The sequence below is a fragment of the Nocardioides iriomotensis genome (assembly GCF_004168035.1).
GTDB classification, from domain to species: domain Bacteria; phylum Actinomycetota; class Actinomycetes; order Propionibacteriales; family Nocardioidaceae; genus Nocardioides_B; species Nocardioides_B iriomotensis.
Genome location: NZ_SDPU01000012.1, coordinates 77,688 through 99,234, shown reverse-complemented (window position 1 = coordinate 99,234; position 21,547 = coordinate 77,688). Strand labels below are relative to the sequence as shown.

26 protein-coding genes are annotated in these 21,547 nt (G+C 72.2%); 16 read left to right on the top strand and 10 right to left on the bottom strand.

The genetic code is table 11. The annotated features are described in order from the left end of the window. Positions 1 to 188 precede the first annotated feature (188 nt). The 6 genes from ETU37_RS04485 (at position 189) to ETU37_RS04460 (ending at position 5,816) form a co-directional block, all read left to right on the top strand. On the top strand, positions 189 to 1,271 hold the full coding sequence (locus ETU37_RS04485; RefSeq protein WP_129985731.1) for an ABC transporter substrate-binding protein: 1,083 nt from the start codon (positions 189 to 191) through the stop codon (positions 1,269 to 1,271). Then, positions 1,268 to 2,110, top strand: a complete 843-nt coding sequence (locus ETU37_RS04480) for an ABC transporter permease (RefSeq protein ID WP_129985729.1) — start codon at positions 1,268 to 1,270, stop codon at positions 2,108 to 2,110. The genes ETU37_RS04485 and ETU37_RS04480 overlap by 4 nt, the downstream gene beginning before the upstream one ends. Further along, positions 2,086 to 2,874, top strand: coding sequence for an ABC transporter ATP-binding protein (locus tag ETU37_RS04475; protein ID WP_129985727.1), 789 nt, complete (start codon positions 2,086 to 2,088; stop codon positions 2,872 to 2,874). The genes ETU37_RS04480 and ETU37_RS04475 overlap by 25 nt, the downstream gene beginning before the upstream one ends. Beyond that, positions 2,871 to 4,223 (top strand): LLM class flavin-dependent oxidoreductase, encoded by a 1,353-nt coding sequence (locus tag ETU37_RS04470; RefSeq protein ID WP_206053719.1) that lies wholly within the window; start codon positions 2,871 to 2,873, stop codon positions 4,221 to 4,223. Before ETU37_RS04475 ends, ETU37_RS04470 begins: the two co-directional genes overlap by 4 nt. Further along, positions 4,220 to 5,263 (top strand): aldo/keto reductase, encoded by a 1,044-nt coding sequence (locus tag ETU37_RS04465; protein WP_129985725.1) that lies wholly within the window; start codon positions 4,220 to 4,222, stop codon positions 5,261 to 5,263. The genes ETU37_RS04470 and ETU37_RS04465 overlap by 4 nt, the downstream gene beginning before the upstream one ends. A 115-nt stretch (positions 5,264 to 5,378) precedes the next feature. Beyond that, on the top strand, positions 5,379 to 5,816 hold the full coding sequence (locus tag ETU37_RS04460; RefSeq protein ID WP_129985723.1) for a hypothetical protein: 438 nt from the start codon (positions 5,379 to 5,381) through the stop codon (positions 5,814 to 5,816). A gap of 3 nt (positions 5,817 to 5,819) precedes the next feature. Here ETU37_RS04460 and ETU37_RS23080 read toward each other — a convergent pair whose 3' ends face one another. Next, positions 5,820 to 6,869 (bottom strand): hypothetical protein, encoded by a 1,050-nt coding sequence (locus tag ETU37_RS23080; protein ID WP_165372400.1) that lies wholly within the window; start codon positions 6,867 to 6,869, stop codon positions 5,820 to 5,822. A 50-nt stretch (positions 6,870 to 6,919) separates the two neighbouring features. Here ETU37_RS23080 and ETU37_RS04450 point away from each other — a divergent pair, with 50 nt between their 5' ends. The 5 genes from ETU37_RS04450 to ETU37_RS04430 are packed head-to-tail and all read left to right on the top strand — an operon-like array spanning position 6,920 to position 10,659. Next, positions 6,920 to 7,336 (top strand): (deoxy)nucleoside triphosphate pyrophosphohydrolase, encoded by a 417-nt coding sequence (locus tag ETU37_RS04450; RefSeq protein WP_129985721.1) that lies wholly within the window; start codon positions 6,920 to 6,922, stop codon positions 7,334 to 7,336. Then, positions 7,333 to 7,623, top strand: a complete 291-nt coding sequence (locus ETU37_RS23075) for a hypothetical protein (protein WP_165372399.1) — start codon at positions 7,333 to 7,335, stop codon at positions 7,621 to 7,623. Before ETU37_RS04450 ends, ETU37_RS23075 begins: the two co-directional genes overlap by 4 nt. 27 nt (positions 7,624 to 7,650) lie before the next feature. Further along, on the top strand, positions 7,651 to 8,553 hold the full coding sequence (gene mshB / locus ETU37_RS04440; protein WP_129985719.1) for an N-acetyl-1-D-myo-inositol-2-amino-2-deoxy-alpha-D-glucopyranoside deacetylase: 903 nt from the start codon (positions 7,651 to 7,653) through the stop codon (positions 8,551 to 8,553). Beyond that, entirely contained in the window at positions 8,550 to 8,918 is a 369-nt protein-coding gene (locus ETU37_RS04435; RefSeq protein WP_129985717.1) for a DUF6113 family protein, read from the top strand. Before mshB ends, ETU37_RS04435 begins: the two co-directional genes overlap by 4 nt. A 10-nt stretch (positions 8,919 to 8,928) precedes the next feature. Beyond that, positions 8,929 to 10,659: a VanW family protein gene (locus ETU37_RS04430; protein WP_129985715.1), complete on the top strand. Its 1,731-nt coding sequence runs from the start codon at positions 8,929 to 8,931 to the stop codon at positions 10,657 to 10,659. Here ETU37_RS04430 and ETU37_RS04425 read toward each other — a convergent pair. Beyond that, entirely contained in the window at positions 10,646 to 11,650 is a 1,005-nt protein-coding gene (locus ETU37_RS04425) for a serine hydrolase domain-containing protein (protein ID WP_165372398.1), read from the bottom strand. The genes ETU37_RS04430 and ETU37_RS04425 overlap by 14 nt on opposite strands. Before the next feature lie 49 nt (positions 11,651 to 11,699). Here ETU37_RS04425 and ETU37_RS04420 point away from each other — a divergent pair, with 49 nt between their 5' ends. Further along, on the top strand, positions 11,700 to 12,053 hold the full coding sequence (locus tag ETU37_RS04420; RefSeq protein ID WP_129985711.1) for a DUF1304 domain-containing protein: 354 nt from the start codon (positions 11,700 to 11,702) through the stop codon (positions 12,051 to 12,053). 1 nt (position 12,054) lies between these two features. Here ETU37_RS04420 and ETU37_RS04415 read toward each other — a convergent pair whose 3' ends face one another. Beyond that, the gene (locus ETU37_RS04415) at positions 12,055 to 12,633 is read right to left on the bottom strand and encodes a hypothetical protein (protein ID WP_129985709.1); all 579 of its coding nucleotides are present in this window, start codon (positions 12,631 to 12,633) and stop codon (positions 12,055 to 12,057) included. 9 nt (positions 12,634 to 12,642) lie between these two features. Next, on the bottom strand, positions 12,643 to 13,587 hold the full coding sequence (locus ETU37_RS04410) for a GNAT family N-acetyltransferase (protein ID WP_420819098.1): 945 nt from the start codon (positions 13,585 to 13,587) through the stop codon (positions 12,643 to 12,645). A gap of 163 nt (positions 13,588 to 13,750) precedes the next feature. On the opposite strand from ETU37_RS04410, the gene fdxA reads away from it, so the two are divergent. Both fdxA and dapC read left to right on the top strand, forming a co-directional pair. Beyond that, positions 13,751 to 14,074, top strand: a complete 324-nt coding sequence (gene fdxA / locus ETU37_RS04405; RefSeq protein WP_129985705.1) for a ferredoxin — start codon at positions 13,751 to 13,753, stop codon at positions 14,072 to 14,074. A gap of 8 nt (positions 14,075 to 14,082) precedes the next feature. Beyond that, entirely contained in the window at positions 14,083 to 15,189 is a 1,107-nt protein-coding gene (dapC, locus tag ETU37_RS04400) for a succinyldiaminopimelate transaminase (RefSeq protein ID WP_129985703.1), read from the top strand. 3 nt (positions 15,190 to 15,192) lie between these two features. Here dapC and ETU37_RS04395 read toward each other — a convergent pair whose 3' ends face one another. From ETU37_RS04395 to dapD, 3 genes are all read right to left on the bottom strand, one after another. Beyond that, a complete protein-coding gene (locus ETU37_RS04395; RefSeq protein WP_129985701.1) occupies positions 15,193 to 15,486 on the bottom strand; it encodes a hypothetical protein in 294 nt (97 codons plus the stop codon). A 177-nt stretch (positions 15,487 to 15,663) separates the two neighbouring features. Next, positions 15,664 to 16,596, bottom strand: coding sequence for a VldE C-terminal domain-containing protein (locus ETU37_RS04390; protein ID WP_129985699.1), 933 nt, complete (start codon positions 16,594 to 16,596; stop codon positions 15,664 to 15,666). Positions 16,597 to 16,642: 46 nt separating this feature from the next. Then, entirely contained in the window at positions 16,643 to 17,647 is a 1,005-nt protein-coding gene (gene dapD, locus ETU37_RS04385) for a 2,3,4,5-tetrahydropyridine-2,6-dicarboxylate N-succinyltransferase (protein WP_129985697.1), read from the bottom strand. A gap of 53 nt (positions 17,648 to 17,700) precedes the next feature. On the opposite strand from dapD, the gene ETU37_RS04380 reads away from it, so the two are divergent. Together ETU37_RS04380 and ETU37_RS04375 are read left to right on the top strand one after the other, a co-directional pair. Beyond that, on the top strand, positions 17,701 to 18,399 hold the full coding sequence (locus ETU37_RS04380; protein WP_129985695.1) for a VOC family protein: 699 nt from the start codon (positions 17,701 to 17,703) through the stop codon (positions 18,397 to 18,399). A 1-nt stretch (position 18,400) separates the two neighbouring features. Then, on the top strand, positions 18,401 to 18,922 hold the full coding sequence (locus ETU37_RS04375) for an AAA family ATPase (protein WP_129985693.1): 522 nt from the start codon (positions 18,401 to 18,403) through the stop codon (positions 18,920 to 18,922). A 70-nt stretch (positions 18,923 to 18,992) separates the two neighbouring features. Here the strand turns inward: ETU37_RS04375 and ETU37_RS04370 are convergent, their stop codons facing one another. The 3 genes from ETU37_RS04370 to ETU37_RS04360 all read right to left on the bottom strand — a co-directional run bounded on the left by ETU37_RS04370 (position 18,993) and on the right by ETU37_RS04360 (position 21,474). After that, on the bottom strand, positions 18,993 to 19,454 hold the full coding sequence (locus ETU37_RS04370) for a P-loop nucleotide/nucleoside kinase family protein (protein WP_206053718.1): 462 nt from the start codon (positions 19,452 to 19,454) through the stop codon (positions 18,993 to 18,995). Continuing rightward, a complete protein-coding gene (locus ETU37_RS23940) occupies positions 19,451 to 20,092 on the bottom strand; it encodes a transposase (protein WP_165372397.1) in 642 nt (213 codons plus the stop codon). Before ETU37_RS23940 ends, ETU37_RS04370 begins: the two co-directional genes overlap by 4 nt. Before the next feature lie 65 nt (positions 20,093 to 20,157). Further along, on the bottom strand, positions 20,158 to 21,474 hold the full coding sequence (locus ETU37_RS04360; RefSeq protein ID WP_129985689.1) for an HNH endonuclease signature motif containing protein: 1,317 nt from the start codon (positions 21,472 to 21,474) through the stop codon (positions 20,158 to 20,160). Between the last annotated feature and the right edge of the window lie 73 nt (positions 21,475 to 21,547).

The window sequence follows — 21,547 nt, the reverse complement described above, 5'->3', positions numbered from 1 at the left end:
CCGACGGTCGGCGCGGTCACCGATCTCGCCTACAGGCTAGGAACGCCAGACCGGACGTCGGATCCTCCGATCGCATGATCTTCGGCTGCGCCGACACGCGCCCGCCAGATGGGACGGCCGGCTTGCGTCCGAACTTTAGTGTAGTAATTTAGGTGACTTACTGAGAACAACGTCCCGAGGAGTCCCCCATGCCATCCCCTGGAACCACCCCGGCCCGCCTCGCGGCCCGGTCTCCCCGACTCGTGGTCCTCTACGCGGTCGCGGTCTTCCTGGCCGTGTTCGGTCTGACCGGCTGCGGCGCCGAGGAGAAGGGCCCGCACCTGGAGCTGACGGCGGCCGTGCCCGACAAGCCCGAGGAGGGCACCGTCCTCCGGGTCGGTGACCCCGCCACCCAGACCGCCCTCGAGCTCTCCGGCCTCGACGACGAGCTCGACGTCGACGTCGAGTGGGCCAACATCAGCGGCGGCCCCAAGACGCTCGAGGCGTTCCGCGCCGACGCGATCGACGTCGGCGGTGTCGCCGACATCCCGCCGCTGTTCGCGCACTGGACCGGCACCGACATCAGGATCGTCGCCGCCCGTGAGACCGTCGACCCGCTCGAGCACCCGACGTACGAGCTCGGCGTCGCCCCCGGCCAGACGGTCGACAGCCTCGAGGACCTGAAGGGCAAGAAGGTCGCATACAGCCCGGGTCAGGCGCAGGGCGCGCTCGTCCTGCGCGTGCTCAAGCAGGCCGGCCTCACCCAGGACGACGTCGAGCTCGTCGAGATGACCAGCGTCGACGACTCCTACGTCAACGCGCTGGCCAGCAAGCAGGTCGACGTCGCCCCGCTCGGCCAGAGCCTGGTCAAGACCTACCTCGCCAAGTACGAGCGCGACGGCGCCACCACCATCAAGCCCGGGGTCCGCGACGACTCCTGGACCCTGTACGCGCCCGTCGAGACCGTCGAGGACGCCAACAAGGCCGCGGCGCTCAAGGAGTACGTCGGGGTCTGGGCCAAGGCTCAGCAGTGGATCTCCGAGCACCCCGACGAGTTCGCCCAGGGCTACTACGTCGAGCACGAGGGCCTGTCGCCCGAGGACGCCGAGTTCGTCGTCGAGACGCTCGGGAAGTTCAACGTCCCGACCAGCTGGGACGACTTCATCGCCCGTCACCAGGAGACCGTCGACCTGCTCGTCAAGGAGCAGAAGCAGGAGCCGCTGAACGTCGAGGACCTCTACGACCGCCGCTACGAGGAGGCCATCGCGCAGGCCCTCGGAGGTGACTCGTGACCACGATCGAAGCAACCCGTCCCCGGCTTCCTAGCGCCGAGCCGGCCGACGACCGCGTGGTCCGTCGGCGGCTCGGCCCCGGCCGGCGCATCCGGTTCGGGTACGCCGTCGGCCCGGTCGCGCTGCTCGCGCTCTGGGTCGTCGGCTCCGCCACGGGCCTCATCGACCCGCGCACGCTGTCGGAGCCGTGGACCGTCGTGGCCACCGCCGGTGGCCTGATCGAGAGCGGCCGGCTCCAGGAGAGCCTGGCCACCTCGGCGGTCCGCGCGGTCCTCGGCCTGCTCATCGGCGTCGCGGCCGGCACGGTCCTCGCGATCGTCTCCGGCCTCTCCCGGCTGGGTGAGTCGTTCATCGACGGTCCCGTCCAGATCAAGCGATCCATCCCCAACCTGGCGCTCATCCCGCTGCTGATCCTCTGGTTCGGCATCGGCGAGGAGATGAAGGTCATCACGATCGCGCTCGGCGTCTTCGTGCCGATCTACATCCACACGCACAACGGCCTGCGCAGCATCGAGGGCAAGTACGCCGAGCTCGCCGAGACCGCCGGCGTCAGCCGGGGCGAGTTCGTCCGCCACGTCGTGCTCCCCGGTGCGATGCCCGGGTTCCTGCTCGGCCTGCGCTTCGCGGTGACCGGTGCGCTGCTCGCGCTGGTCGTCGTCGAGCAGATCAACTCCACGAGCGGGATCGGCCACATGATCACGCTCGCGTCCAACTACGGCCAGACCGACGTCATCGTCGTCGGGCTCGTCGTCTACGCGATCCTCGGCCTCGTCGCAGACGGGTCCGTCCGGCTCATCGAGAGGAAGGCACTGTCATGGCGACGCACCCTGGCCGGCTGACCGACCGCACCGCGGCGGTCCGCGTCCGCGGCCTGCACCGCAGCTTCAGCAGGGCGGGAGGCGTGCTCAACGGGCTCGACCTCGACATCGCACCCGGCGAGTTCGTCGCCCTGATCGGCCGCAGCGGCTCCGGCAAGAGCACGCTGCTGCGTGCCCTCGCCGGACTCGACCGGGACGTCGCCGGGCACGGCGCGGTCGACGTACCCGACAAGGTGTCGGTCGTCTTCCAGGACTCGCGGCTGCTGCCGTGGAAGCGGGTCCTCGACAACGTCACCTTCGGCCTGCGCGACAAGGACGCCGCCCAGCGCGGCCAGGTCGCCCTCGCCGAGGTCGGCCTGGAGGGCCGCGAGAAGGCGTGGCCGCACGAGCTCTCCGGCGGGGAGCAGCAGCGTGCCGCCCTGGCCCGCTCGCTCGTCCGCGACCCCGAGCTGCTGCTCGCCGACGAGCCGTTCGGCGCGCTCGACGCGCTGACCCGGATCCGGATGCACGTGCTGCTGCGCAAGCTCTGCGAGGCGCACCAGCCCGCCGTCCTGCTCGTCACCCACGACGTCGACGAGGCGATCGTGCTCGCCGACCGGGTGATCGTGCTCGACGACGGCGTCGTCGCCCGCGACCTGCGTGTCGACCTCGACCGGCGGTCCCAGGCCGACCCGGAGTTCGCCGCGCTGCGCGCCCAGCTGCTGGCCGAGCTCGGCGTCGAGGACGACTCCGCGCCCGCGCCGCGGCACGCGCACACCCGCTACGACCGGAAGGCCGCATCGTGACCCTGCACCTCAACCTGTTCATCTACCCCGGCGGCCACCACGAGGCCGCCTGGCGGCACCCGGACTCGGCGCCTGAGCGGGTGCTGGACATCTCCTACTACCAGGAGCTCGCCAAGAAGGCCGAGGCGGCGACGTTCGACGCCGTCTTCTTCGCCGACGGTCCGGCGCTCGCCGACAACATCAGGTACGCCTCGCGGTTCCGCCTCGAGCCGTTCACCTGGATGGCGGCGCTCGCCGCGGTGACCGAGAAGATCGGCTTCATCGGTACGGCGAGCACGACGTACTCCGAGCCCTACAACCTCGCCCGCCTGTTCGCCTCGCTCGACCACCTGAGCAAGGGCCGGGCCGGCTGGAACATCGTGACGACCGGGGCGCCCAACGCCGCCCAGAACTTCGGCCTCGCCGAGCACCCGGTGCACGCCGAGCGCTACGCCCGTGCCGAGGAGTTCGTCGAGGTCGTCACGAAGCTGTGGGACTCGTGGGAGGACGAGGCGTTCGTCGCCGACGCCGAGTCGGGGTTGTTCGCGGACACCGACCGGATCCACCCGATCGACCACAAGGGCCCGCTCTTCGACGTGGCCGGTCCGCTCAACACCGCCCGCTCGCCGCAGGGCCGGCCGGTCTACGTGCAGGCCGGCTCGTCCGAGGACGGGCGCTCCTTCGCCGCCCGCTGGGCCGAGGCGATCTTCACCGCGCACCAGACGCTGGAGAGCGCGCAGGCGTTCTACGCCGACGTGAAGTCCCGTGCCGCGCGTCTCGGCCGCGACCCCGGCCAGGTCAAGATCCTGCCGGGCATCAGCCCGTTCATCGGCTCCACGACCAGGGAGGCGCAGGACAAGCACGACGAGCTGAACGGCCTCACCCAGCCGGCGTACTCCCTCGACGTGCTGCACCGGCTCACCGGCGCCGACCTGTCGTCGTACGACCTCGACGGGCCCTTCCCGCGCGAGCTCGTCGACGAGTCGGGGGAGCGCGGCGTGAGCAGCCGCTCGCGGCTCGTGCTCGACATCGTCGACCGCGAGAAGCCGACGATCCGCCAGCTCATGCACCGCCTCGCCGGCGCGCGCGGGCACCGCGTGGTCACCGGCACGCCGGAGTACGTCGCCGACCAGATCCAGGCCTGGTACGAGAGCGGTGCCGCCGACGGCTTCAACGTGATGCCGCCGTGGCTGTCCGGCGGGTTCGACGAGTTCGTCGAGCACGTCGTGCCGATCCTCCGCAAGCGCGGCCTGTTCCGCGAGGAGTACACAGGAAGCACGCTGCGCGAGCACCTCGGCCTCGACCGGCCGGTCAGCCAGTACTCGCCGGCGCACCCCGACCGACAGGCCCTCACGAAGGAGACGGCATGAGCACCCAGCAGTGGCGCAGTCTCGGCACCACCGGCGTCCAGGTCAGCCCGCTGACCCTCGGCGCGATGATGTTCGGCGCCTGGGGCAACACCGACCACGACGAGTCCGTCCGGATCATCCACCGTGCGCTCGACGCGGGCATCAACGTCATCGACACCGCCGACGTCTACGCGCGCGGAGAGTCGGAGGAGATCGTCGGGCGGGCCCTCAAGGGCCGTCGCGACGACGTCGTCCTCGCCACGAAGTTCCACGGCGCGATGAGCGACGACGACCCCAACCAGGGCGGCAACTCGCGGCGCTGGATCGTCCGCGAGGTCGAGAACAGCCTCCGCCGGCTCCAGACCGACCACATCGACCTCTACCAGGTGCACCGGCCGCGCCCGGAGATCGACGTCGACGAGACGCTCGGTGCGCTCACCGACCTGGTCCGCCAGGGCAAGGTCCGCTACATCGGCACGTCGACGTTCCTGCCCTCGCAGATCGTCGAGGCGCAGTGGGTGGCGGAGAAGCGGCACCGGGAGCGCCCGGTGACCGAGCAGCCGCCGTACTCCATCCTCGCTCGCGAGGTGGAGCGTGACGTGCTGCCGACCGCGCAGAAGTACGGCCTCGGGATCCTGCCGTGGAGCCCGCTGGCCGGCGGCTGGCTGTCCGGCCGGCACCGCAAGGGGGAGCAGGCCCCGGTGTCGAGCCGCCAGCAGCGGCAGCCGGCACGGCACGACCCGACGCTGCCGGAGAACCGGCGCAAGCTCGAGGCCGTGCACGCGCTGCAGGACCTCGCCGACCAGGCCGGGATCTCGCTGATCCACCTGGCGCTCGGCTTCGTGCTCGAGCACCCGGCCGTGTCCTCGGCGATCATCGGGCCGCGCACGATGGAGCAGCTCGACTCGCAGCTGGGGGTGGAGAAGGTGACGCTCTCCCCGGACGTGCTGGACCGGATCGACGAGATCGTGCCTCCGGGGACGACGCTCAACGAGGCCGACCGCGGTTACGCACCGCCGTCGCTCGTCGACCCGGTGCGGCGCCGGGGTGGCCGCGGCTGAGCGAGAAGTTTTACCTTCGATCTGTCCTGGATCGTCCGGTTCTGCCCGGAACCTCCGGCGATGCCTCATCAAAACGGGGGATAGCCGGACCGGGCCGAACCAGGATCATCTCTTCATGGATCTCATGCAATTCCACCGCATGCGGACGGCGATCCAGGACAACGCCTCCCCTGGGCCCGAGCAGGAGCTGGTGACCGTCGAGGGCTCGCTGCGCTACATGCTGCTCACCAGCGGGCTGTTCGAGGAGGTCGAGGTCGAGCACACAGACGACCCCGACCAGCTCGTGATCGCGCTCTGCCAGTTCAAGCCCGAGGTCGCCGCGGCCGACGTGGCCCGACGGCTCGAGGAGATCTGGGCCGACCGGGTCAGCTACTCGTTCTGGGAGGCGCACGCGACCGACGTCATGTCCGACCACGTCGAGTTCGAGGCCGCGACCCGGCCGAGCACCGTCGGCGGCTACGTGACGGTGCACCTCGTCGCGCAGCGGGCGGTCATCCCGGCGCAACGCTCGGCGCACGACGCCGCGGACAACCGGCAGTCGTCGCTGTCGTGAGCGTCACCCGAACCAGGCGCGGCGCATCGCGAACACGTAGCGGTGCCCGGGGTACTCGCTGAGCGACCACAGCTCGTCGGTCGAGGGCCAGTAGGTGATGTCCTCGGGCCCGACCGGGATCGCGAACCGGTGCCGGCGCAGCGCGCCCGGGGTGCCCGACCAGACGCTGCCGAGGCGGTAGCGGCCGGCGCTGGTCGTCAGGTACCAGCGACCGCCCACGACGACCGCCCCCTGCATGTGCCCGATGCCGCGCTCGTCGATCAGCAGCGGCCGGGCCGAGCCGTCCTCCTCGGCCCGCAGCAGGTCGGTCTCCGGGTCGATCTCGTAGCGCGCGAGGCGGGTGGTCATCGCGTCGCGGCCGTACTCGCCGGCGACCAGCTCGTGCGGTGTGGTGCTCCGGTCGAGCGACAGGAACGAGTAGCGCAGCTGCTCGTGGCCGTCGGCCGTGACAGCGTCGTACCCGAACCGCAGCGGCAGCACGTAGCGGTAGCCGGCGACGTCGAGCCCCGCGTCGTCGGGCACCCGGAGGAGGTCGGCGAGCCGGAACGTGCAGAAGCCACGGCGGGTGCCCGCCACGTGCAGGTGCTCGCCGTGCCACACGATGCCGCCGGCGTGAACGTGCAGCGCGCGGGCCGCGCCCCGGCCGTCGCCGTCGACGTACGGCTCGACGAGCAGCACGTGCCGGTAGCGGATCGCCTGCGGGTCGGTGACGTCCACGACCGAGATGCGCGAGCCCCAGGAGACGCCGTCGACGCGCTGGCTGTAGGCGCTGGTCATCACGACCCGGCGCCCGGCGAACGTCTCGTCCGGCCCCGCGTCGGCCGAGGTGGTGATGCCCTGCGGCCACCACCGCCGGGTCGTCTGGTCGTCGTGCTGCCACCTGAAGCCCGCGTGCACGGCGAGCCCGGGGACGCGGACCGGCTCGGCGACCCGGTTGAGGTCCGCCAGCACGCCGTCGAGGCCGACCCGGCCGCCGAGCCGCGTCGCGAGGGCGTCGACCTCGTCGGACCGCTCCGCGCCGCGGACGAGGTGGACGCCGGGGGGATCGTGCACGGGCCCCATCCTTCCCGATCCGCCCGCGACCTCATGGCACCATGACGCGCATGACGGCTCCGGACGGCATCCTCGTGGTCGGGGCCGCGATCCTGCACGAGGGCCGGGTGCTGGCGGCGCGCCGGACCACGCCGCCCGAGGCGGCCGGGGCCTGGGAGTTCCCGGGCGGCAAGGTCGAGCCGGGCGAGGACGCCGCGACCGCCGTCGTCCGCGAGGTCCGGGAGGAGCTCGGCTGCGGCGTGGCTGTGACCGGCCGGCTCGCCGGGTCCCAGCCGGTCAAGCCCGGCTACACGCTCGAGGTGGTCACCGCGGTGCTGGTCGACGGCGAGCCGGTGCCGCACGAGCACGACGCCGTGCGCTGGCTGGCGGCCGACGAGCTCGACGCGGTCCGGTGGCTGGCGCCCGACGTACCCTTCCTCGCCGAGCTGCGCGTGCTGCTCGACGATGCGGAGGAGGCGGCCGGATGAGGGCGGTGTTCCACGGGCAGGACGACGCCGAGACAGTCGTCGCCCGGCTGCGGCGCGAGGGCTGGGACGCGATGGTCGCGCAGGACCGGTTCGCCGGCGAGGACGACGACGAGGACCACGCCTGGGCCGTGCTCACCGACGCGCCCGAGGTCGTGCTCGAGCTGCTCACCGAGGAGCACGACGGCTGGGTCGACCACGGCGAGCCGCCGGCGTCGCGACCGGCGTCGCCGTCCCCGCTGGACCTGCCGGACGGCCCGCGGCGGATCAAGGGTCACTTCACCGAGTAGTCGGAGCCCGGCCGTAGGCTCAGCGGCATGGACCAGAGCCTGCTGCTCGTGCACGCGCACCCCGACGACGAGACCATCAACAACGGCGCCACGATGGCCAAGTACGCCGCCCGCGGCACCCGGGTCACGCTCGTCACCTGCACGCTCGGCGAGGAGGGCGAGGTGCTCGTCCCCGAGCTCGCCCACCTGGCCGCCGACCGCGACGACGCGCTCGGTCCGCACCGGATCACCGAGCTGGCCAACGCGATGCGCGAGCTCGGCGTCACCGACCACCGCTTCCTGGGCGGCGAGGGCCGCTACCGCGACAGCGGCATGGTCTGGCACGACGAGGGCCACGCCGTCGCGGGCGAGGACGTCAAGGAGGGCACGTTCTGGCGGGCAGACCTCACCGAGGCCGCCGACCACCTGGTCGACGTGATCCGCGAGGTCCGGCCCCAGGTGCTGGTCACCTACGACGAGTTCGGCGGCTACGGACACCCCGACCACATCCAGGCGCACCGCGTCGCGACCTACGCCGCCTCGCTCGCGGCCGTCCCGTCCTACCGCGAGGACCTCGGCCCCGCGCACGACGTCGCCAAGATCTACTGGGTCGCGATGTCGGAGAGCCGGCTGCGCGAGGGCATCCGGCACCTGCGCGAGGCCGGTGACACCACCACCTTCGAGGGCATGGACCCCGACAAGCCGCTGCCGCGCTTCGCGATCCCGGACGAGCACATCGGCGCCGCCGTCGACGCCAACGACTTCGTCGACGCCAAGCTGCGGGCGATGAAGGCGCACTCCACGCAGATCCAGGTCGACGGCCCCTTCTTCGCGCTGTCGAACAACCTCGGCAACGAGGTCTGGGGCACCGAGTTCTACCGCCTGGCGAAGGGACAGCAGGGTCCGACCGGGGAGCACGGCTGGGAGACGGACCTGTTCGCCGGGCTGTGACTCGCGGCCCGGTCGCGGTCGGGCGCTACGTCGGTGCGCTGCTGCTCGGCGGGGTCGTCGGGCTGGCGGCGACGGCCGTGCACCGCTGGGTGGTGCTCGGCGTCCCGGCCGGGCTGCTGCTCGCCGTGGCCGTCTCGCTGCTGACCGCGTGGCACGTCCGGCGCGGCCCGGCGCCCAGGAGTGCGGCGGCGTACTGCCTGGGCTGGGTGGTCGTCGTGGGCGTGGCGCTCGGTGGGCGGCCCGAGGGCGACTACGCCGTCGCCGCCGACGTGCCCGGGTACGCGCTGATGGGCACCGGCTTCGCCCTCGTCGTCCTCGGCGTGGCGTCGCTGGCCGCCCCCGGAAGGGCCCATCCCGGCCCGTAGGCTTCTCCGGGTGAGTCGAGACCGCGACCCCTACCGCACCAACGACCGCAGGGTCATCCCGTGGCTGCTGCTGGGCCTGGTGCTGCTCTTCGGTGGCGCGTACCTGGCGGCGTACGCCGTGACCGGAGACCGGGTGCCGCGCGGGGCGACCGTGGCCGGCGTCGACATCGGCGGGTTGGAGCCGGCCGGGGCGCGTGCCGCGCTGGCCGACGGCCTCGACGACACCCGCGGCGCGCCGGTCAAGGTCCGGGCGCTCGGCGAGCGGGGCCGGATCGACCCGGGCCGCGCAGGCCTCGACGTCGACGTCGCCGCCTCGGTCGCGCAGGCCGGGGGAGGCCGCTCGTGGAACCCCGCACGGATCTGGGACTCGCTGACCGGCGGCGACGACTTCGACGCGATCGTGACCGTCGACGAGCCGCGGCTCACCAAGGCTCTCGACGAGTTCGGCGACAAGGTCGACACCAAGCCGCGCGACGGGCGCGTGCTGTTCAAGGGTGACCGGGCGGTCGCCAAGGAGCCACGCACCGGCCAGGTCGTCGACCGTGACGGCTCGCTCGGTCCGGTCACCGACGCCTACCTGGCCGGTCTCACCGAGCCCGACGTGGAGCGGGTCGAGCTGCCCACGACGACGGCCGACCCCGACATCGGCAAGGCCGACGTGTCCACCGCGATGCACAGCTTCGCGAACCCGGCCGTGTCCGGTGACGTGAGGATCGAGCTCGAGAACGAGCAGGTCGTGCTGCGGCCCGTGGACTTCCTGCCCGCGCTGTCGATGAAGGTCGAGGACGGCGACCTCGCGCCCGTGCTCGACCGGGACGTGCTGCTCAAGGCGGTCGACGACCGGATGGCCGGCAACCCGCTGGCCGCCAAGGACGCCACCGTCGTGCTGCGCAACGGCGCCCCCAAGGTGGTCAAGTCCCAGAAGGGCGTCACCTACAACCCCGACGAGCTCGTCGGCGGTTTCCTCGACGTGGTGAAGACCACCGGCAACCGCACGCTGCGCGTGTCGTCGGTCGTGTCGAAGCCGGACTTCTCGACGAAGGACGCGCGCAACCTCGGGATCAAGGAGGTCGTCTCGGAGTTCACGACGTACTACCCGCACGCCTCCTACCGCAACACCAACCTGGGTCGCGCCGCCGAGCTGGTCAACGGCACCGTGCTCAAGCCCGGCGACGTCTTCAGCCTCAACGACGTCGTGGGCGAGCGCACGAAGGAGAACGGCTTCACCGAGGGCTTCATCATCAGCGACGGCGTCTACAAGGAGGACTTCGGCGGCGGCGTCAGCCAGGTCGCCACGACGACGTTCAACGCGATGTTCTTCGCCGGTCTCAAGGACATCGAGCACAAGCCGCACTCGTTCTACATCGACCGCTACCCGGTCGGGCGCGAGGCGACGGTGGCGTGGCCGTACGTCGACCTGCAGTTCCAGAACGACACCGACCACGGCGTGCTGGTGCAGGCGTACATCACGCCGAGCACCCCGTCCCGGTCCGGCGCGATGACCGTGAAGATGTGGTCGACCAAGACCTGGGACATCAAGGCGTCCACGAGCGACCGCTACAACCAGACGCAGCCGGAGACCCGGCGGCTCTCCGGCGACGACTGCGTGCCCAACGAGGGGTACGGCGGCTTCGACATCGACGTCTTCCGGTCGTTCTTCCAGCCCGGCGGCGACGAGCTGGTCAAGCGGGAGACGTTCCACACGACCTACACCCCGTCGGACACGGTCATCTGCTCCTGAGCACGTCGAACCCCAGCTGGTCCGGGCTGCGCTGACCCGTCGTCAGCACGACGCACGTGGTGTCGTCGGCGACGGAGAAGCCGGCCCAGCTGCGGGCGCCGCCGGTGCCGCCGTTGTGCCAGTGCACGACCGGGCCGCCCTTCGGCATCGGGGACACCAGCCAGCCGAGCGCGACCTGCATCGGCTCCCTGCCCGCACGCGGCTCGCGGGTCATCCGGATCGCCTCGGCCAGCGGGGTGCTCTCCGGGTCGAGCTGGGCGCGCAGGAACGTCGTCAGGTCCGTGACGGTCGAGTGCAGCGCCCCCATCCCGGGCATCGCCGGCATCGACCAGTCGTCGGTGGGTCTCCCTCGCCGGGTGTGGCCGTGGGCGCGCCGGTCCTCCTGGTCCGGCCGCAGGGCGAGCACGGTGTCGGCCAGCCCCAGCGGTCCGGTGACCCGCTCCGCGAGCAGCCGGTCGTACGTCGTGCCCGCCCGCCGCGCGAGCGCGTGCCCGAGCACGGCCGCCCCGAAGTTGGAGTAGGACCACTTCCCGCCGGGCTCGCGCTTCGGCTTCACCCGCTCGAGCGCGGCGTGCAGGTCGTCCTCGGTGAACCGCGCGTAGGGGTCGTCCCGGTGACGCAGCGCCTGCCGCACCAGGCCGGGTGGCAACCGCGGGAAGCCGCTCGTGTGCGTCGCCAGGTCGAGCAGCGTCACCGGGCGGCCGCGCACCGGGATGACGACGTCCGGCAGCAGTGCCTGGAGCGGCTCGGCCAGCACGACGGCGCCCGCGACGACCTGGTCGGCCAGCAGCAGCGCGGTGAACACCTTGGTGACCGAGCCGATCTCGAACACGGTGTGCTCGTCGACCGCGCCGCCCCGCTCCGCGTCCCGCACCCCGCTCGTGAGGGACGCCGTCGCCCCGGCCCGCGTCGCGGCGGCCGCCACGGCGACGTACCGGCCGGCCGTGGGCGCGACCACGCGCTCGAGGGTCGCTGCCAGGTCGCCGGACACGCGGCCAGCATGCCGGACCGCACCCAGCCGCCGGTGGGACAGTGAGCGCATGTCGACGCTCGCCGCGGTGCTCGTGGTCCTCGCCGCCGCCCTGCACGTCGGGTTCTTCGTGATGGAGAGCCTGCTGTTCACGCGGCCCCCGGTGCGGCGCCGGTTCGGGCTGTCCGCGGCGGACGCCGAGGTGGTCCGGCCGATGGCGTACAACCAGGGCTTCTACAACCTGTTCCTCGCCGTCGGCGCCGTCGTCGGCGTCGTGACGTCGAGCGTGCCGGTCGCGGCCTTCGCGTGCGCGGTGATGGCCGGCGCCGCCGTCGTGCTCGTGACGACCGACCGGAAGTTCCTGCCCGCTGCCGCGGTGCAGGGCGTGCCGCCGCTGCTCGCGCTGGTGCTGCTGGCGGCGTGACTCAGGCCCGGACCACGACGCTGACCCGGGCGTCGTACCCGAGGGCGAAGTGCCGGCGCCACGCCCGCCACAGCTCGCGCAGGTCGCCCGGCGACAGCTTGATGCAGCCGTAGGAGCGGTAGTCGTCGATCCGCGGGTACTCCCACCGGCACGCCTGGTCGCCGCGGGTGTCGGGGCACTGCCGCGAGCGGGCGCCCTGCTCGGTGTGGATGAACAAGTCGGTGCGCATCGTGCCGTTCGCGCAGGGCTTCTGACCGAGGCCGATGGCGCGGCCCTTGATCAGGCTGCCCCAGTAGTCGGCGTACAGCCGCGGCCGGTAGCTGCCGTCGGGGAGCCACCCGTCGTTGCGGCGGCACGCGTCGGTCGAGCGCTTGGTGAAGCCGGAGCCCGCGCGCCAGGTGCGCCGCTCGACGACCTCGGTGCCCCGGCGGACCTCCCAGGTGAGGGTGGAGCGGTGCGGATCGCGCCAGTTCTTGTCGAACGTGATCGTCGCCCGCAGCGGCCGGGTGTCCGCGGAGACCGCGCCGGACGGCGTGAGGACGGCGAGCGCCACGATCAGGCCGGCCAGGAGGGTGCGCACCCGCGCAGCCTACGGCGCGAGGTACCGGTACTCGTGGTGCGTGACGAAGCCGAGCCGGTCGTACAGCGCGAGCGCGGCCGGGTTGTCGCCCCGCGTCTGCAGGTACGCCGTGCCGGCCCCGCGCTCCGCGGCCCAGCGCACGAGCTCCTGCACCACGACCAGGGCGAGACCGCGTCGGCGCTGCGCTGGGTCGACCCACACGTCGGTGAAGCCCGCCCAGTCGTCGGCGGCGCTGACCCGGCCCTTGGCCCACACGTCGTCGGGGGTGGGGCCGACGGTCACGAAGCCCACGTCGGCCGGACCCTCGAGCACCGCCCGGGCGACGCCAGGGGAGCGCAGGGCGCGGCTGTCGTTGGCCAGCCAGGCGTCCGACGCCGTCGCGGCCAGGTGCGCAGGCGGCGCGTCGGCGGGGACCAGCGGGCGGAGCGCCCGCGCGACCTGGGCGGTCGAGGCGATCTGGAAGCAGGAGTCGGCCTCGCCGGGACGGGCGTGCATCCACCCGGCCTCCTCGAAGCCGCGGTGCTCGTCCGTGCCGACCACGACCTGCACCCAGGCCGGCAGCCCGTGTGTGTCGTAGAAGGCGCAGACCGCGGCGACGGCCTCGGCGAACGGCACGCCCGGGGAGCCCGAGGCGAGCGCGGAGTTGGCGCGCGCCGAGAAGCCGCCGGCGGCGCGCAGCACCCAGTCGCCCAACGGCTCGCTGTCCGGCGCCGGCCACCCGGCGAGCGCGAGCCGCTCGGCACGGTCGGGCGAGACCCGCAGCCGCACCGACGGCCGGGGCGGCACCGGCTTGCCGGAGACGATGTCGGCGAGGGCGATCTCCACCAGGCTGCCGTCCTCGGCGCGCACCGTCGTCGACGTCGCCGACCACGCCGTCATCTCGCCCAGCAGGTCGGTCATCGCGGGACCCCCGGAGGGTCCGGTCTCGCCGCGGACGACCCGCCGTACGACCACCCTCTGCCCGACGCAGTGCGGACCGAGACCGGGCGGGGACGCGGGCGGCACGGGGACCTCCGGAGGGCCGGGGACGGCGGGGCGACAGGTGGCGGACCGGGGCGCCGGTCCGACCGACCGACACACTAGGCTGTGAGGACCGGTAACACAGAGGAGGAACCAGGTGACCTACGTCATCGCGCAGCCGTGTGTGGACCTCAAGGACCGCGCCTGCGTCGACGAGTGCCCCGTGGACTGCATCTACGAGGGTTCGCGGATGCTCTACATCCACCCCGACGAGTGCGTCGACTGCGGTGCGTGTGAGCCGGTGTGCCCGGTGGAGGCGATCTTCTACGAGGACGACACCCCGGAGCAGTGGAAGGACTACTACACCGCCAACGTGGACTTCTTCTCCGACCTCGGCTCGCCGGGCGGCGCCGCCAAGATGGGCGTCATCGAGAAGGACCACCCGCTGATCGCCGCTCTGCCGCCGCAGAACCAGGAGTGACGGGGCCGGTGGGCCGCGTCAGCGAGCGCCTGCCGGACTTCCCGTGGGACAAGCTCCTCCCGTACGGCGAGCGGGCGCGCGCCCACCCCGACGGGATCGTCGACCTCTCGGTCGGCACTCCCGTCGACCCGACACCGCAGGTCGTGCGGGCGGCGCTGGCCGAGGCGTCCGACTCGCCCGGCTACCCGACCACCGTCGGGCTGCCGACGACCCGGCAGGCGGCGGCCGACTGGCTGGCCCGCCGCTTCGGAGTCACCGGGCTGGGCCTGGACACGGTGCTGCCGACGATCGGCTCCAAGGAGCTCGTCGCGTCGCTCCCGATGTTGCTGGGCCTCGGCCCGGGTGACCTGGTCGTCCACCCCGAGCTCGCCTACCCGACCTACGAGGTCGGTGCCCGCCTCGTCGGCGCACGGACGGTCGCGACCGACGCGCTGACGTCCGTCGGCCCGGAGCGGGTGTCGATGGTCTGGGTCAACTCGCCGTCCAACCCGACCGGCCGCGTCCTGCCGGTCGAGCACCTGCGCAAGGTCGTCGACTGGTGCCGCGAGCGCGGCGCCCTGCTCGTCTCCGACGAGTGCTATCTCGAGTGCGGCTGGGAGATCCGGCCGGTCAGTGTCCTGCACCCCGACGTGTGCGGGGGAGACCCGACCGGCATCCTCACCGTGCACTCGCTGTCCAAGCGCTCCAACCTCGCGGGCTACCGCTGCGCATTCGTCGCCGGCGACCCGGCCGTCGTCGGGGAGCTGCTCGCGGTCCGCAAGAACCTCGGGCTGATGCTGCCCGGCCCCCAGCAGGTCGCGATGCGCGCGGCGCTGGAGGACGACGTCCACGTCGAGGAGCAGCGCACCCGGTACGCCGCGCGGCGCGCCGGGCTGCGGGCGGCGCTGGAGCGCGCCGGCTTCCGGGTCGACCACTCCGAGGCGTCGCTGTACCTGTGGGCCACCCGCGGCGAACCGTGCTGGGACACGGTCGCCGCGATGGCCGAGCTCGGGATCCTCGTCGCCCCCGGCGACTTCTACGGTCCGAAGGGGGCCGAGCACGTCCGGGTCGCGTTCACCGCGACGGACGAGCGCGTGGAGGCTGCGGTACGCCGCCTCGCCGAGGTGGCTGCGTAGGGTTCAGGCGCCCGCGGCCGCGGCCGCGGCGAAGGCCATCGGACGCGGCCCCATCGGGGTCGCCTCCTTGGGGATAGGGGTGCGCTGGGGCGCCTCGCTGAACACGCGGACCGCCGCGACGTTCTCGACGCGGATGACCGAGTGCTCGAGCTCGTCGGAGTGCAGGACCAGGCCGTGACCGTCGACGGCCGCGACGCGGCCGGACAGCCACTGGCCCTCGACGAGCACCTGCACGGGCACGTCGTTGTCGTGCGCGCGGTTCAGTGCGGTGCCGATGGTGTACAGGATCGAGCTCATCGTCTGCCTCCCCTCAAGTCCCGAGATGGACCCCCACAGGTCTGACTTCTGGAAATGTAGACGCCCGGAACGTCCCCGCATGACGGCGAGACACGCGGATCCACCGCCTGACAGGCAAGGAATGTCCGTTTGGCCGATCCCCGACTCCGATCGGGTGGCTCACCCGTCCAGGAAGCGTTACCCCACGTCCACGTGGACGTGGTCCCGGTGCAGCCGGACGGCCGGGTCGCCGGGTCCTTCGCCCGGGTCGTACGTCCGCCAGCCGTCGTCGGAGTGCCGGGCGGACCAGATCCGGGCGTCGAAGATGACGGTCGCGATGTCCAGCCGCTCGGCGTGCGCGACCAGGTACTGCGCCATCGCCCAGCCGAGTCGCTGGTTCTCGGCATTGACCGGCCGGAAGAACACGTCGACCGCCCGGCCCTCGTAGTGCGCCGACCCCTCCTGGTGGCCGTCCTGGACGCCGCCGGGCGCGAACCCGCCGAGCGACTGCGAGCCGAAGGCGCGCTCCAGCGTGCGCCGTACCTTCGCCGCCCGCGGGGTCAGGCCGGCCGGGTTGAGGTCCTGCTCGTCCATGCCGTCGACGTCGTCCACCTCGCACGTGAACGCGTGCGGGCTGTAGCCGGTCAGCGCGGACGCGAGCGCGCGGCCGTCCTCGGCGTGGTCCTCGTAGGCCTCGGGGAAGCCGGACCGCTGCACGATCTGCGCGGCCTCGGTGATCCGCATCGACTCGTAGCCGTCGACCTTCTGCAGCTCGTCGTAGAACTTGTTCGTCGCGTAGCGGACGTTCTGGATCTGCTCCTCCGTGCCCCAGCCCATCGACGGCCGCTGCTGGAAGATGCCCAGCGAGTCGCGGTCCCCATGGTCGAGGTTGCGGATCTTGCTCTCCTGGTACGCCGTGGCGAGGGCGATCGACACCGCCCGCGCGGGCATGCCGCGGCGGACGCCGATGGCAGCGATCGTCGCGGCGTTCTCGGCCTGCTCCGTGTCGAGGTCCACCACCACGCCGCCGACCTCGGCCGTGCAGCCGTTGAGGTCGAGCAGCGGGGGACCGCCGCGCAGGTACCACCCCACGCCCGCGACGACACCGACGGCGAGGAGGAGGGTGATCACGACAGCCCCCGCACGCCTGGCCCGCAGGCGCGCGGGGCTGGGTCGGCTAGTTGGCATGGAGGTCCGCGTTGAGCTCGATGCCCTGGCCCTTCCACGGCACGGCCTCCACGGCGCCGGTGGTCGAGTTGCGGCGGAACAGGACGTTGGAGGCGCCGGACAGCTCGAGCGCCTTGACCACCTTCGGCTCCGCGCCGGTGTGGTCGGTGAGCAGCACCTTGGTGCCGGCCGTGACGTAGCAGCCCGCCTCGACGACACAGTCGTCACCGAGCGAGATGCCGATGCCCGCGTTGGCGCCGACCAGGCAGCGCTCGCCGATCGAGACGACCTGCTTGCCGCCGCCGGACAGGGTGCCCATGACGGAGGCGCCGCCGCCCACGTCGGAGCCGTCGCCGACCACGACGCCGGCGCTGATCCGGCCCTCGACCATCGACGTGCCGAGCGTGCCGGCGTTGAAGTTCACGAAGCCCTCGTGCATGACGGTCGTGCCGTCCGCGAGGTGGGCGCCGAGACGGACCCGGTCGGCGTCGGCGACCCGCACGCCCGCCGGCAGCACGTAGTCGACCATGCGCGGGAACTTGTCGACGCCGTACACGGTGACGTGGCCGTGCGCCTCCCTCAACCGCATCCGGGTGAGCTCGAAGCCGTCGACCGCGCAGGGGCCTGCGCTGGTCCACACGACGTTGGTGAGCAGGCCGAACACGCCGTCGAGGTTGACACTGTGCGGTGCCACCAAACGGTGGCTGAGCAGGTGCAGCCGCAGCCAGACGTCGTGGGTGTCGACCGGCGGCGCCTGGAGGTCCTCGATCATCGTGAGCACGACCGACCGGCGGACGCCGCGCGCCTCGTCGACACCCTCCAGCCTCACCAGCTCGGCCGGCGCCTCACTGGACGCCTTGTCGTCCTCTGCGCGGCCCAGCGCCGGCATCGGGTACCAGGTGTCGAGCACACGCGCACCGGACGGGGCCTCGCCCTCGGTGCCGGCGAAGGTCGCGAGGCCGTAGGCCCAGGCGGTCGTCGGGGCAGGCGTCGTAGGCGCGGCGTTGTCCGTCATCTGTGCAACGCTACCCAGGCACGCCGACCCGCCGCCGAGAGGACCGCACTGCGATGACCCCCGCCACACCCGACGCCCGCTGGCTGGAGCTGTGCATGGACACGCAGGAGAACGGTCCGCGCCTGGGTGCGTTCTGGGCGGCCGTGATCGGCGGCGAGCACCGCGCCTCGGCCGACGACCCGGCCGGCGACGTCGTCGTCGACGTGCCGGAGGGCGGTGGCATCGCGATGTGCGTCGTGCCCGAGGGCAAGACCGTCAAGCACCGCGTCCACCTCGACGTCTACACCGCCTCGATCGCCGACCTCGAGGCGCTGGGCGCCACCGTGCAGATCCCGGCCGAGGAGTCCGGGCTCGGCTGGACGGTGATGGCCGACCCCGAGGGCGGCGAGTTCTGCGCCTTCCTGCGCGAGCCCGACAAGCTGCCGCCGTACCGCCTGCACGGGGTCGGTATCGACTGCGTCGACGCCGAGGCGACCGCGCGGTGGTGGGGCGAGCGCTTCGGCGTCGAGCCGGTCAACCCCGAGGGCGAGGACTGGTGGACCCTCGAGAAGGTCACCCACGACCCGGTCATGACGCTCGACTTCGCCCCCGTGCCCGAGCCGAAGACGGTCAAGAACCGCGTGCACTGGGACGTGTACGGCGACGTCGCCGCGTTCGAGCGAGCCGGCGCGACCGTGCTGTGGGAGATGCCGAAGTGGATCACGATGGCCGACCCCGAGGGCAACGAGTTCTGCGTCTTCCCGCCGGTCTGACGTGGGCCTACGCAACTACCTGGTCGAGGGCGTCTCGGGCACCGGCAAGACGTCGGTCTGCCACGAGCTGCGCCGCCGTGGCTTCCACGCCGTCAACGGTGACACCGACCTGGCCTACCAGGGGGACCCGGAGACGGGTGAGCCCGCGAACGGCACGCCGTCGCACTTCCATCACATCTGGGACGTGGACAAGGTCCGAGCGCTGGTGGCCGACCAGGGCGAGCCTGTCACCTTCTTCTGCGGCGGCTCGCGGAACTTCTCGAAGTTCGTGGACCTGTTCGACGGCGTCTTCGTCCTGGAGGTCGATCTCGACACCCTGAACCGGCGACTCGACCAGCGGCCGGACGACGAGTTCGGCGCGCGGGAGTCAGAACGCGACCTGATCGTGCGGCTGCATCGCACGGGCGAAGACATCCCCACGGACGGCATCCCGATCGACGCGACCGCACCACTCGACCATGTCGTCGACGAGATACTCCGCCGAGCGGGGGCGATCGACGGCAGCAACGCCGATCCGATGTGAACCCGATCGCTCAACGGCTCGGTCTTCTCGGGCGTTGCCGTCCGCACGGAACGGCATGTCGGTGACTGGGCTACCGAATGACTGTGAGCGGGCCTTCGTCCGGCGTCGGGGTCTCGAAGTGGTCGAAGTACTGGGCGACGAGGTCTTCGGTGAGCACGAAGTCATCGGAATGGCCGCCACGCCTGGCTCTCATGCGCCTCAGGGCCGTTTCGCGATCGGTCGCAAGGTAGATCGTCTCGGGTACGACGCCAGTCGGCTCGAGCAGCTCGCGGTAGTCGTCGCGCATACGTCGCGACCAGAACGAGAAGTCGAGGACGACGTCGGTGCCCGCCGCGACAAGCTCCAGCAGCCGAGCCCGCAGGTCAGTCTCGATCTCGTCGCGTACGTCTGGGGGTAGGGGCACCGTCGAGATCCCGCGACGCCACATCTCCACGTCGAATGAGAGCCGAACCATCCCCTCGCCTTCCAGGCGCTGGGCGTATGTCGACTTCCCGGCCCCCGAGGGCCCGCACATGAAGACCACGCGGCTCACGCATGGACCCTACGTCGATCTTCGGGAGGCTCGAGGGTTGAGCCTCCTAGCACGCAGGCTGCGACGATCGTCCGGGTGGGGCCTAGTCCGGCGTTCTCACCCTGCGGCCGGAACGAGCGCGCGGGCTTGGCGTCGAGTGAGGTGCACCAGCATGAGCTCGCTGGTCCCGTTGTCGTGGGTGGAGGCCGGCACGACCCGAGCACCCACCGGGAGGCCGGGCACGTCGACCGCAACGATGCGCTTCGCGCCCTTGTTGCGGCCGTAGGGGCCGCCGCGGTCGTGGAAGGAGAAGCCGCCGTTAGACGCTCCTCGGGCGGGGTGGGGTCGATGACCACCACCATCGACGGCGTCGCATCGGCCCGGCCTTCCGCTGCGCGCGCGGCCTCGTGCAGCACCGTCAGCGCTCGCGCCCAAGTGCCGTTGCGTGTCCAGCGACGGAACTGCGACCAGACCCGAGTCCAGGGTCCGAACGACTCCGGGAGGTAGCGCAACTGGCAACCGGTCTGGGCGATGTAGAGCATCGCGTCCACCACGGTGGGCAGGTCATCGGCGTGCTTGCGGCCACGCTTGCCCGGCGCGTTGAACACCGGCTCCAGCAGCCCCCACTGGTCATCGGTCAGGTCACTTGGGTACGACATGCCTCGCACGGTGACCATCGGCTCCGTCCGTGCGATAAGGACACACGCAGGAAGGGGCGCGGTGATCAGGGGTCGGAGACGACGAGGAGATGGCCGGCGTGTCTGCCTGACGGTCGATCGGGCGGCGTCACGTCGATCGTGCCGGTGCGGTCCCGGAGGAATCCCAGTCCGTGCGGGCTGGTCCACAGGTAGCTGCCGCGCTCGAGGACGTCGTAGTGCCAGGCGGTGTGGGTCTTGAGCCGGTGGTGCCGGCGGCAGAGCCTCGCGATGTTGCAGGAGCAGGTGGTCCCGCCCTCGGCATGCGGGACGACGTGGTCGCAGTCGGTGCCGTGGGTGCTGCGGGCGGGGCGGGTGCACCAGGGGAACACGCAGGTGCCGTCGACGTGGGTGGCCTGTTCGGCGAGCCGGTCGGGGGTCTCGTAGGCGGTGCTACTGATGTGCTCGTCGAGGTCGAGCACTGGCCGGACGGTGACGGTGGTGCCGGGGGTGCCGCACCAGGTGCGGACCTGGTCGGCGTCGACGAAGCTGCGGGTGTTGTCGACCCGCGCGAGGTGAGTGCCGTCGTGCCCGTTGAGGGCGTCGGGGGTGATGTGGACGTGGAGCACGACCTCGCGGCCGTGGCCGGGCTGGTCCAGGTCGAGGGTCGGGTCGGTGCCGCGGGCGAGCTCGCCGAGCGTGTGCGCGCGGCGGACGTCGAGCGAGTCGGTGCAGCCCAGGTCGGCCAGCCGAGCCGCGCCGGTGATCAGGGCGGCGTCGAGGTCGAGCGCGTCGGCGAGGTCGAGGTCGCCCTCGACGTGCACGGTGCCGTCGTAGCCGACCTGGTCGGTGTGCACCGTGACGTGCCGACCGTCGGCGGCCGCGCGGCGGCGGGCGTCGGCGAGGTCGGGCTCGAACCGGACCAGGGCCTCCTCGACCAGCCGGTCCAGCTGCGCGGGCCCGACCTTGTGCGCGAAGGAGGCGACGTGCCGGTCCACGAACGCCGCCCCCTCCCGGGTCAGCGCGAGGGTGGACCGCGCGACCCGCCGGGCCCGCCAGGCGGGCAGCTCACCGGCACGGACCCGCCGCCAGGTTTGGGGGAGTCGGTGGGCCAGCTCGACCGCTTCGGCCAGCAGGGTCCGGCCGGCGTCGGTGCTGATCCGCAGCGCGGAAGCGAGCTCGGCGACACAGAACTCGCCGACCGGCGGTGTCCCGGGGCCAGCAACGAGCGTCGACCGCTCCATGCCCAGCGGATCGAGACCATCGGGAGCGTGCATCGCCGCCCAGTCCTGGGCCAGCTCCAGGACCCGGCACTCCGCGCGATCCGCGGCCTCACGCTCGGCGCGGACCGCAGCCAGCACCGCGGCAGGGGTGTCCGCCTGCTCGGGTGCCGGGATCTCTGCCATGACTCATTCGACCACCGAGCACCGACAGTTCTGGATGGCAGGAACCACGGTCCTGGGGCGGACCACCGGTTGC